This is a genomic window from Chitinophaga sp. S165, from assembly GCF_003182155.1.
Classification (GTDB): domain Bacteria; phylum Bacteroidota; class Bacteroidia; order Chitinophagales; family Chitinophagaceae; genus Chitinophaga.
Window position 1 is genome coordinate 263,612 of record NZ_QGTG01000004.1, and the last position, 12,126, is coordinate 275,737.

At 44.1% G+C, this 12,126-nt stretch carries 7 protein-coding genes; 6 read left to right on the forward strand and 1 reads right to left on the reverse strand.

Annotated features, from left to right (window positions below; translation table 11 throughout):
• Nucleotides 1-4 precede the first annotated feature (4 nt).
• Entirely contained in the window at nt 5-1,072 is a 1,068-nt protein-coding gene (locus C7475_RS18400) for an HlyD family secretion protein (RefSeq protein ID WP_110054850.1), read from the forward strand.
• Entirely contained in the window at nt 1,065-2,660 is a 1,596-nt protein-coding gene (locus tag C7475_RS18405; RefSeq protein ID WP_110054851.1) for an MFS transporter, read from the forward strand. Before C7475_RS18400 ends, C7475_RS18405 begins: the two co-directional genes overlap by 8 nt.
• Before the next feature lie 3 nt (nt 2,661-2,663).
• Here the strand turns inward: C7475_RS18405 and C7475_RS18410 are convergent, their stop codons facing one another.
• The gene (locus tag C7475_RS18410) at nt 2,664-4,178 is read right to left on the reverse strand and encodes a hypothetical protein (protein ID WP_110054852.1); all 1,515 of its coding nucleotides are present in this window, start codon (nt 4,176-4,178) and stop codon (nt 2,664-2,666) included.
• Nucleotides 4,179-5,035: 857 nt separating this feature from the next.
• Here C7475_RS18410 and C7475_RS18415 point away from each other — a divergent pair.
• The 4 genes from C7475_RS18415 to C7475_RS18430 are packed head-to-tail and all read left to right on the forward strand — an operon-like array spanning nt 5,036 to nt 12,105.
• Nucleotides 5,036-7,939 (forward strand): SusC/RagA family TonB-linked outer membrane protein, encoded by a 2,904-nt coding sequence (locus C7475_RS18415; RefSeq protein ID WP_110054853.1) that lies wholly within the window; start codon nt 5,036-5,038, stop codon nt 7,937-7,939.
• Nucleotides 7,939-9,453 carry a RagB/SusD family nutrient uptake outer membrane protein gene (locus C7475_RS18420; protein WP_110054854.1) on the forward strand — a complete coding sequence of 505 codons (1,515 nt, stop codon included), beginning with the start codon at nt 7,939-7,941 and terminating at the stop codon, nt 9,451-9,453. The genes C7475_RS18415 and C7475_RS18420 overlap by 1 nt, the downstream gene beginning before the upstream one ends.
• A gap of 17 nt (nt 9,454-9,470) precedes the next feature.
• A complete protein-coding gene (locus C7475_RS18425) occupies nt 9,471-11,051 on the forward strand; it encodes a carbohydrate-binding protein (RefSeq protein ID WP_158286538.1) in 1,581 nt (526 codons plus the stop codon).
• A 13-nt stretch (nt 11,052-11,064) separates the two neighbouring features.
• Complete coding sequence (locus C7475_RS18430) at nt 11,065-12,105, forward strand: DUF5007 domain-containing protein (protein WP_110054856.1); 1,041 nt, start codon at nt 11,065-11,067, stop codon at nt 12,103-12,105.
• Nucleotides 12,106-12,126: the final 21 nt, after the last annotated feature.

The window sequence follows — 12,126 nt, forward strand, 5'->3', positions numbered from 1 at the left end:
AGTTATGACGACCGGGAAGAACAACTATGCCAGGACAGACAAATTAATTACTGCTATTACAGGCTGGATAGCCGGTATCATCCTGGTGATGCTGGCTGTATGGGGCATCATTACATTATTTGAACTACAGCGGTACGAAGAGACCAACGATGCGCAGGTGGAAGAATATATTAACCCCGTTACCACACGTGTAACAGGATATATCAGCAGGATCAATTATGAGGAAAACCAGGATGTAAAAAAAGGGGATACATTACTGGTGATAGACGATAGCGAATACATGCTACAGCAGCAGGAGGCAAGCGCCGCGTTGATGAATGCAAAAGCACAGATACAGGTTCTGGAAAGTAATGTATCTACCAGCGGTAAAACAGCTGAAGTTGCACAGGCACAGATAGCTGCGGCCAAAGCGAAGCTTTGGAAACAGGAGCAGGAATATGACCGTTATAAGAAGCTGTACGATGCGGAATCTGCTACCAAACAGCAACTGGAAAATGTGGAAACTGCATTGAATGTAGCGAAAGCGGATTATCAGTCCATCACTAACAACTACGATGCTGCCGTATCAAAGGTGAATGATATCAGATCACAGAAGGCGGTGCTAATGGCAGAGATACATCGCCGGGAAGCGCTGCTGGGACGTAACGAGCTGGATGTTGCATATACAGTGATCAAGGCGCCTTATGATGGTAAAATGGGACGCCGTACTATCCAGGAAGGACAGCTGGTGCAGGCAGGACAAACACTGGCCTTTATCGTAAACCAGGCTACCGGTAAATGGATCATCGCCAACTTTAAAGAAACGCAGGTAAGCCATATGCAGATAGGGCAGTCCGCAGATATTGAAATAGATGCCTTACCTGGTAAAACTTTTAATGGAACAATTGAATCACTGTCACCCGCAACAGGCGCACGTTTTTCTCTTTTACCTCCGGATAATTCATCCGGCAATTTCGTGAAGATCGTACAACGCATACCTGTACGCATTAAACTGACAAGTACTTCCAGCGAGACAGCATTGTTAAGGGCAGGTATGAATGCAACCGTTTCAATCAGTAAGAAAAATGGCTGACCATACTCCCATCTTTAAATCCTGGGCCTCCGAGTGGCTGATCAGGGCGGTGATCTTTATGAATATACTGCCAGGATTGCTGGTGTTCGGCCTGTCGACAGCCAGTGCACCGGCAGCGGCAGGTTATTATGGAATAGAACCGGCGGATGTACAGTATTCGATGATCGTGTTCTATGCCTCGCTTGCAGGATTCTTTGCACTTGAAAGGAGGTTCTTTATTTTTATTGCCAGCAAAGAATACCTGATCATTGGTACCGTACTTCAGATCATTACCTCCTATGGTTGTTATGTAACGCATGATCTGCATACGTTACTGGCACTACGTTTCCTGCAGGGGATGGCAAACTGTATCACGACAAGCGTATGTCTCACGTTGGTATTCAGCAGGCTGCAAACAGACCGTGCCCGTGAAATAGGTTATTCTCTTTTTTACGGTATGCTGCTTTGTATCACAGCCTTTTCTACGCTGGTAACAGCGCCTATCATTGATGCCTTTGATTACAATGTATTGTACAAGTGGATGATCTTTATGTACGTTCCGGGGGCAGTATTACTTGTACTGATCATGAACAAGATACGGTTAAACAGGAAAGCTCCATTATATCAGCTTGACTGGGCAAGTTATGTGATCTATACTACCGTGCTTTGCTTAATCGGATATATCCTTGTGTACGGACAGCAATACTACTGGTGGGCCGACAAGAGGATTGTAACAGCTACGATAGGAGTTGTAATGCTGGCCTTGTTACATATTTTCCGGCAGCGTGCTTTAAAGAGGGCTTATCTGAGTCTGGATGTTTTCCGCTACAGGAACTATGTTATTGGTGTTTTCCTGATATTGATACTTTATATCTGCAGGGGCGCGTTCAATGTTACTACGAACTATTTCACAACTGTACTGGGGATGGATCCCAGGCATCTGTCCTATATATTGCTGGCTAATATAGCGGGTATCATAGGAGGCGTATTGTATTCCTCAAGATGGATCGTGATGAAACGTCCTATGCGGTGGATCTGGATGGGAGGCTTTGCCTTATTGCTGGTATTTCATCTGTGGATGAATTTCCTGTTTGCCTCAGAGGAAGATGCATCTTCTTTTATAACGCCTTTGATCATACAGGGATTAGGTGCAGGCATGCTGATGGCACCTATCATTGTTTATGCAATTTCTTCTGTACCGCCACATCTCGGAGGAACGGCGTCGGCTACGGGTGTGCTGTTCCGCTTTACAGGCTTTTGCACCAGCATTGCTCTTTTCAACTATTTTCAACTTTATTCCAGGAAGGTGCACTACAACCGTTTCCTGGATCTGGTCACATCGCTGGACCCCTTTGTAACGGCCAGGCTGGAGGGATATAAAACGGCCGTTACAGCCAAAGGGGTCCCGGCAGACCAGGCTGCGAAGATCGCAAATGGATTGTTATACCGGTCGGCGGATATACAAGCGCAGATCCGTTTTTCGATGGACTATTATTACCTGATCAGTTGTTTGCTGGTAGTGGTGATATTGCTAATTGCGCTATTGCCGTACCTGAACAGGACAGTGATCAATCTGAGTAATAACCAGCCTGCACCAGCGTCTTATTAGGTGTCAGGATGTCCTGATCTTTTCCTGCAATACGGCGCTTAATGACTTCCGTTTTAACTTGGCTTCAATCCATGCAGAGAAGTCAAATAGTTTTAATTGCTGGCGTTCATATTTATCCGCTTTTATTTTCTCAAAACTGGCATTGATCTTTTTCCAGAGTGTAGTACGATACGCAGTGACCGATGGTATTTCCCCGCTACCGAGAAATTTTATCACAGTTCTTTCCAATAGGTAAGACCTCTTTGTATCTGGCTGCAGGTTGCGCCGGAAAGCTCTTGTTTCATACCGGATATATTCGTAGTTACCCAGCTCATATTGTATGAGCAGATGTACTAAACGGCAGGTGCGGTAGATAGGTAATGTGCTGTAAAGATTACTTTGTAATACCTGTTCAAGGCTGTTATGTGCATTGTTAATGTCTTCGTTACCTAAATAGATCAAGGTCATGTATAGATAGATCTCTGCCTGCTTACTAATGTCCATCATCAAAATATTCTTCCTGATTTCAGGTGCATATTGCTCCAGTAACCTTAGTGCTGACGGGAAGTTGCCACTGTCTATGCAGGCGCCTGCTTCGTAGATAAAGAGCAGACGTTGTTGCATGAGAGAGAAATAAACACTGTCGCCATTGAGGCGTTTTACTTTATCTATGAAAGAAGATAACTCATCATAATGTTTACCTGCACGTAAGCTATCTAAGATGCCTTCAATAATAAGCAAATGGTCTGCAGGAGTATCTTCAAAAAGTGCAGGATGTGTTTCCAGTAACTGATGCAGTTTATGAAAGACCTGTAATGCCGCGGGATAGTCGCTGGTAATGAGATGGTAATGTGCTTTGAATAGCAGGTGCACTTTCAGGCTGGTAGCAGAATCAGGGACAGGTGACGGTATCTCGGCATTTAGAGCATCTGCAGCATCCTGCTGATGTGCAGTGCGCGCATTACCTACATAGAGTAAGCGATGTCTGAGTGTTTCGTATAGTGATGTCTGTTTTCGTATTTGCTGCACTGTTAAAATAGTATCCTGTATAGCTGATTGCTTTTGTGATAAGTCTTCCTCTGTAATACCCGGGAAGTTCATCTGTTGTAATAATTGCATTTCCTGTTGTTGTGCCCATAGACGTAATAGTTGTTTTTCACTGGCTGATGCAACTGTTTGCACTTTATGTAATTGCTTCAATGCATCCTCATGCAGCGAGCGTTCAAAAAGGATATCACATTTCAATATGCCTGCTGTTAATGTGGCAGTGGAATGTCGTTGCATCCGCAGGTGCAACAGGCAATCCAGCAGGACTTTATATAGGTATTTACTGCAAACTTCATAATTACAGCCGGCATATTGCTGCTGAAAAGCCTGCTTCAGTTCAGCAGTGCTTCTAAACGATATGCGTTCCATCATATCGAAGAGGTTGACATAGTCTTTGTTGCCCTGCTGAAGTGCAGTATACAAACGGAAATATCTTTTTTCAGCTTTCGTAAGTGTATTTATAAGTCTGCTAAGCATATCCGCTTTAGCCATAGTCCACCTGGTTTAAATTTATAAGGCCCCCAAACTTTCCATTGTTTCAGTAATAGATCTTGGTTGATATGAAACCAAAATAAGTTAAATAACGAATAGTAGGTTATTGATCTTATAAACATGACATTCAGCTTTTGGATTATCTTAAATGTATATTATAAATACACTATTTGTGTAGATACAGGCTGTTTTAAATAATTGATTTATAATTTAATATGCGTTCATGTGGAGAGTGCTTAAACTAGTAATATTCGCGTTGGGAATGTCTATTCTTTATAAAAAAAGGTTAAAAAGTTATCAGACGGCTCATTATATTTGAATCGTAATAAAGGCACAAATGCGACTAGCATTGTAACCTGTATTTTGTAGATTCCCGTTAGCGAGCCCTGATGAAATGAAGAGTTTAGTTAATCGTTTTGCATCAACCTAAATCGAAGACCAAGAAAATTGTAGCAGGAACCTAATAAATTAGATTAACAGGATTACAAGTAACCAGTAGCTTCACAAAGTATCAACAGCAAACAATTTATTTTAAAACTAAAACACAATTTGTATTGATGAAAAGTATACGCTAAAACGTTTTATACAACAGTTTGGAGATACTAATACCAATGCTGCGACATTTGCAGATCATCTATTTTCACGTTATAGTTTCCACGGGTACCGGTTCGGTGTTGTTCACCCTGCTCACTAAAGTATAATATCTCTTTTAGCGTTTTGCTATGGAAGGCAGGCCTGTCATTGTTGGTCTGTGTTCCTTATCTATTATCAATCTTAAATACATGATGTAATCGATTACCCGGTGACGTTATAGTCTCCGGCGTGATCTGCTCTGCCTATTTTAAATCATTTACGTTATGCGTGTACTTGTACGGATCTTCATCACGTGCCTGGCTGTGTATTGCTCACAGTTTGCCTTTGGGCAGGATACAGTTAAGTTGCATTATCCCGTGGTGAGGGTGACAAAAGCGGATTCCATTTCGCCCGAGCGCGAAAATATTTATCCTTACTCATCACTACATCAGCTGTTAAAAGGAAACACTGCGGGGGTATATATACAGGAACCCACCGGTGAGTCGGGCGCCTTTACCAGCATGGCCTTGAGAGGTTCTGCCATTCCTTACATTACCAGTAAAGACATTTATGAATCGCAGCCTACAGTTGTATTGGATGGTATTCCACTGATAATGGACCATCCCTTTACGTTCGATATTCAGCTATTCGGTTACAATCACCTGGGACCTGCTACTAACCTTTTGTCGGCTATTGATCCTAACAATATTGAAAAGATAGAAGTGGTGAAAGACTTTGGCAGAGCCGCGCTGTACGGGCCACGCGCTGCTAACGGTGGTGTAATCCTGATCACGACCAAAGCGCCTGTAATTGGTCGAAGGAAGATCAGCTTCAATACATATTTCGGAATGGTACAAAGGCCGCATGTCTATACGACAAATTCAAAATTTGAGAATGATTTCCGTCAGCAGTTCTACAACAAATATGCGACTACAGAGCAAATGCAAACCTATCCGCTGTATCTGCGTGATTCTACCAATAATGCTTACTATGGCCCTTCTAACTGGACTGACCTTTACTTTAAAAATACGCCTGTATATGGTGTGAATGCAAGTTTGTCCAGCGGTACAGACAGGGCGAACTTCAGGTTTGCTGCCGGTAATCAACGTTCCGCCAATACTGCCGATAACAGTAACATGGACAGATACAACGCCATGTTTGAGATCAATATGGTGCCGCTACAAGGGTTTACCGTATCATCTATGATCAGTGCTACAAGGCTGGAACGTAAACGTAGCAGATGGCTGCGCGACAGGTTTGCCGAAATGCAATACCTGCCTGATCTGAGCAGTCCTCTACCACCGAATAAAACTTACTATGGCCAATACCTGCACGAGTATACTAAGTCATTTGATGATAACAAGACCAACGAAGTCAATGGTTATTTTAAGCTGAATGTAAAGCTGGGCGATAGCTGGGATATCACGTCACAGTTTGGATTTGATTATAATGAGGGACTGAGAGACCTGTTCTATCCAAGTACACTACTGGAAACGGTGAACTACCTGTCCAATTATTTCGGGTATAATCAACGGGTATTTTTCAATAACACGATCAGCTATAATCATACCTGGAAGGGAAAACATCGCGTGAATGTTGAAGTGGGAGAGGGATTCCAGGCTGACTATCACCGGTATAACTATGCATATGCGTATAAGGGACCGAATGACCTGATCCGCGTGAACCTGTTGAATTCAGACAATACAAAACCGGAATATCTTCTGCCTAAATCATTCGATCATGCGCTGATCTTTACTTTCCTGGATAAACAGCGCTCCAGGTTATTGTCTTTCCATGGCCGCGCGGCTTACTCCTACAATGAGCAACTGGACTTCTCTGTACTATTCCGGGCAGATGGTTCTTCCAGTGCACAACCGGACAACTGGTGGTTATATACGCCTACATTCACGGCAGGTCTCAACATAAAGAATACCTGGTTAAAGGATAATAATAGCATCAACGCATTAAAGTTACAAGCCAGCTGGGGAAGAGTAGGCAGGTTGATGCCGGACGATCGTTTCGGTGAAGGACCACAATACACGTCGGACCTTTCATTCAGTAATAACCCTGTTCGCTTCTCCTACAATGGTTTTCCGGGTATCAGCCGGGCCTACTCCTCCGGTTATATCGGCTATGGTATTACCTGGCCTTATACCGACCAGCTGAATATAAATGCTACCACGGCATTGCTGAATAATAAGGTGCAGATCTCTCTGGACGTCTATAACAAGACAGATCATAACATGCTGTTAGGTGTGCCTTTCGGTGCTGAATATGGTTATAACATCCGCTATAAGAACGGTATGGCCGTGCGTAACCGTGGGATCGATCTTGCTGTGAATGCAACTGTTCTTCCTGCAAAGAGCGCGCTGCAATGGGTACCGGGTATTACAGTTAACTATAACAGGAATACGTTGTTGGCCCTTCCCGATGGACTGGACGAGTTAAGTGTAGCTAATGGCAGCAAATTATTGAAGGTGGGCAATTCAATAGATCAATACTGGGTACTGGAAAATGATGGTATCTATAATCGTGATGCTGATATTCCTGTAAGTCCCGGTGAAGGAAAACGCCTGAACTATAAAGGTATTCCACTACTGGCGGGCGACCCTCGCTGGAAAGACCAGAACGGCGACCATGTGATCGATGATAAGGATAAGGTCCTGAAAGGCCATGTATCACCTGTTATATCCGGTGGTTTTAACAACGACTTTTATTGGAAAGGCTTTACGCTTGGCGTGTCTTTCTATTATACACTGGGCCGGAAAGTAATGAATGCCGAAGTGGCGAATCACTTTGACTTTATTAACAGGGAAGGAAAGATTGACATGAGTGCAGTGAAGGAAATCACATTCTGGAGTAAGGCAGGCAACTATGATAAGTATCCGCTCTATAATCCGTGGAGCACTGTAGATGCCTATCGCCTGGACCAGGACCTGTTCCTGGAAAATGGTTCTTTCCTGAAGCTGCGCAATCTTTCCCTCCAATATGATCTGACTAAGGCTAAATGGTGGAATAAAAAAGGAAAGATCAATGGGCTTGCTGTATATGGGACGGCTACCAATCTGTTTACAATCACGCCTTATACTGGCGGCGACCCTGAGTTGGTCGATTTCAATGGTTTTGATACTGGCTACTCTCTGCCATTGTCCAGGACATATACTATAGGGTTAAAAATGGATCTCTGATGAAACGCTTATTCCTGATAACAATCATCATTTATTGCACCGCTTTTGCCGGTTGCAACAAGCTGTTGGATATTGATTCTTCTCATGCTGTATCGGAAGAGAACTTCTGGAACTCCCATGAGGATACACGTACAGCACTGGTAAGTGTTTATGGCCTCCTGAGGGCTGCCATGGCCGATAATAATGCCTGGTGGATGTATGGCGAATTCCGTAAGGGAGATTTCTATGCAACACAACGGCAGGATATGAAGGCGATTATCCGCAATGATCTCAAAGCAGCTTATCCGCTTCTGGAATCATTGTCAAACTGGCGTCGCTTCTATGCAGTGATCAACGCCACCAATATGTTCCTCGAACATGTCGGGGAAGTGAGAGAGCGTGATCCTAAATATTCAGAACAGAATATGAGGGTGGACATCGCACAAATGCGCTGTATACGGGCATATGTTTATTTCTTCCTCGTATCTGTTTGGGGAGATGTACCACTGATCACTTCTTCACATGATGGTGAATTTGCAAATAAACCGAGAGAAGATAAACAGACCATTCTTGCATTCGTAGAGAAAGAGCTGGTGCAGTCTGCCGCAGACCTTCCCTATAAATACAGCTCAAATGACCCACAACAGTTAGGTTCTTACTATAATGAAACCAGTACCCGTTGGTACGGTGTATTGGCCCGTAAGCATACTGCTTATGCCATTCTTGCGCACGTGGCTGCGTGGCAGGGAAAGTATGTGGATGCATCTGTATACGGACAGTTTGTACTAGACAACTATTCAAAAGGTGGCAGTTACTATGTGAATACCGATGAACTGGTAAGTGGAAATGGCTTTTTCAAATGGAAGAAAGACAATCACATTCTTGCATTCAATTTTGACTGGGGGCATGTGGATGCATCATTCTCAGGTCACCTGGAAGAGATGACGCTTGCAGAACCGGTTATTAATAAAGCCTTGCCGGATATTTATGTGCCGAAGGATACGATACTCTCCGTTTTTGACCAGCCAGTGGACGAGCGTTTCAGCCTGGACACGCTGACAGGTACGCCTACTTCGCAACGTTACTTTTCAAACTTTAACAGTCAGATCCCCATCTTCACTAAGATAAAAGTGATACAGGATGGTAATACTTCTGATCCGTCTTTCAGAATATTCTCAAGCACCATTGTTATTACCCGCCTGGAGAATATTGCGCTGCTGCAGGCAGAAGCGCTGGCGGTTATCGGCGAACAGCAAAGAGCGATCGATCTGCTGAATACTATCAGGGACCTGCGTAGGATAAAACGATATGATAGCGTCAGGGAAGGAGACCTGATAGACGCCATATTCAGAGAGCGGCGTAAAGAGTTGATGGGAGAGGGGTGGCGCTGGTTTGACCTCATCCGGTATAATAAGATCAAACAGAATGATCCCGCTTTTATGGAGTTGATAGCCAAAGGCGGTATCTATTGGCCGGTTGCGGAAGATGTCATCAAACAAAATCCATTGATCACCCAGAATCCCTATTGGCAATGATTAAAAAGATGAGATATATGGTTAACATAAAAATGCTCCTGGTAGCGGGTATGGGAATGATCATGTTGCTCCTTTGCTGTAAAAAGGATAGCGGATATTATAGTTATGAGAACCAGCTGAGAGAATTTGACGGCAATATCTTTGAGTTCCTGCAAAGTGAACATCAGTACGATTCTTTCCTGCTGGCCGTTGAAAGGGTACATCTGACCGATACATTGAAGTCTGGTATGTATACAGTGTTCGCGCCTACAGATGCCAGTTTCAAACAGGCGATAGAAAATATGAACACACTACGTTCTATCCAGGGGCGCGCACATATGTTCATTAGCACTGTTCCTTATGAACAGCTGGATTCTCTTGTATGCCGCTATATTGTCAGAGATACCTTTGCTTCCCGCGACATGGTATTACAGGATGGTATAGGGCTGACAAGTATCAGGTATAATTATCCCATGCACGGGAAATTTAGCCGCACTGATGCAGAAGGACATGTGAACGGAGGACCGGGCATCATTACTTATAGTGATACGAAAGGTGTGATATATACCAATCGCTGGAGTAATGCAACTACGGTGGCTATTGATATCAAAACCAAAAACGGGTTGGTGAATGTGCTGGAGAAGGACCATATGTTCGGCTTTGATGAATTCATCCCCCGCATGAACCCTACTGTTTCTTCGTCCTGGAATGAGTTTCCTTTTTATATCCCTGGCGTAATAGGCTTGGAACAATATAATCGTGGCGGTAATAAGGTAGCCTACCTGGATTTTTCCCTCAACAACCAGGGAGGACAGTATCGCCCTGCCGATCAGGTGGATATTACCACCGCCGGAGAAGCCGGACTGAAAGTAGGCTGGACGGAAACTGGCGAGTGGATGGACTACACGGTAGAGGTAACGGAAAGCGGTGAATACAATATGACATTACGGTATGGCAGCGGCGGAGATGATGGCCGTATACACCTGGAGATGGATGGCAAACCTGTAGTAGGCAGCGCTATAGTAATGCCGGGTTCCGGCGGTTATGACACCTTCCGTGATATCACAACTACGATACAATTAACCGCAGGCCGTCATATGCTGAAGGTATATTTTGACTTCGCCAATTTCGATCTGCGTTTCCTCAAGTTTATGCGTAAAGACGCTCCGATGACCATTCCGGGTGTGATCACACTGGAGGACTATGACAGCGGCGGCGAAGGCGTTGCCTATCATGATAATAATACAAATAATGAAGGTGGTAAATATCGTACCGATGAAGGTGTGGATATTGACTTCTCCAAGAACGAAGGCGGTGGCTTCCAGGTGGGATGGACATCTACCGGCGAATGGATGAACTATACCGTTGTTGTGAAAGAAACAGGCTACTATAACACATTCATACTGGCGGGTACAAATAGGGATGACGGCGTATTTCACCTTGAATTTGACGGAGTGGATGTTACGGGCCAGCTGAAAGTCCCTAATACCGGCGATTATCATAAACGGCAAAACATTACGACCAGTGTTTATCTCACGAAAGGTACACATGTGATGCGCTTCTTTGTAGACCACGAGGGGTTTGATGTAAAATCTGTCACATTCCGGCCAATAAACTAAAACATTACGACCCATGCGACGACTTCTTATAATATTCTCTTTGTCCTTACTGTTCTTCGCCTGCCGGAAATGGGCTGCGGATGATCTTGATTATCTCAGCGAACGCGCTGTATATAACCAGAAGGTATTCTCTCCCATATTGGGCAGGACGACTTTATACTCACAGATCTTTAATACGGACAACTCTACTACGCCCATCAACTTCCGCATCCTGAATGTCAGGTACAAGAAAGATGGAAAGCCAACAAATGATTTCGAACAGCAGGTAGAAGCGCAGATATGGAAAGTGACTTATACCGGCGAAGAAAAATCATTAGCTGAAATAGAAGCAAAACGTGGTGTGGAAACCCATCCGGTTTTTGAAGTAAGACCACAGTCGGGCGACTTTGTACTATGGGCTGAAGCCGGCAGCACGCCTATGCGTCAGCAACCAGATTCGGGATATCTGTTTGATGTGGAAGCTACCAATTCCGGTGGTACCAGGATGTATAAAGATATGTCACTGATGCCGATGAGAGAACAACCTTATGCACCTTACGAATACGATGCGATCACAGGTATACATCGTGCGAACTATCCCAATCCGAATGATTCATCAATCTTTGAACTGATATACAACCATCCCGGTGTGTATAACATGGTGGACGATGGTACTAACCTGGAGCTGAAAGGCGATAGTGTCAGGGTATTCTTTCACCGGAAAGGCCCGGGCAATTCTCTATCGTTCAAGTTTATGGACAAGGATTCACTGCCTATGAACCCTATGAACTTTAATTTGACGCCCTGGGATTCTCTCCTCCACGGTTTTGATAAGCGGATGACAGCAACGGAAGTGACTTACCAGGTAGCGTATCCGATCCCTGCAATGCGCTTTAAAACAAGATATACTAACGGTGACGGATCACAGGCGTATGTCAAATTCAGTTTCAGCAGGCTGGCTTTTGGCAACATCAGACAGATCGGTGTGCTGGACCTCAATTTCAACATCTACCAGAAAGGCGACTGGGAGATCATTTTCTATTTCCGTAATAATCCACGGTTCAGGGATGAATGAGTTAACAACAAAAAAAACTGT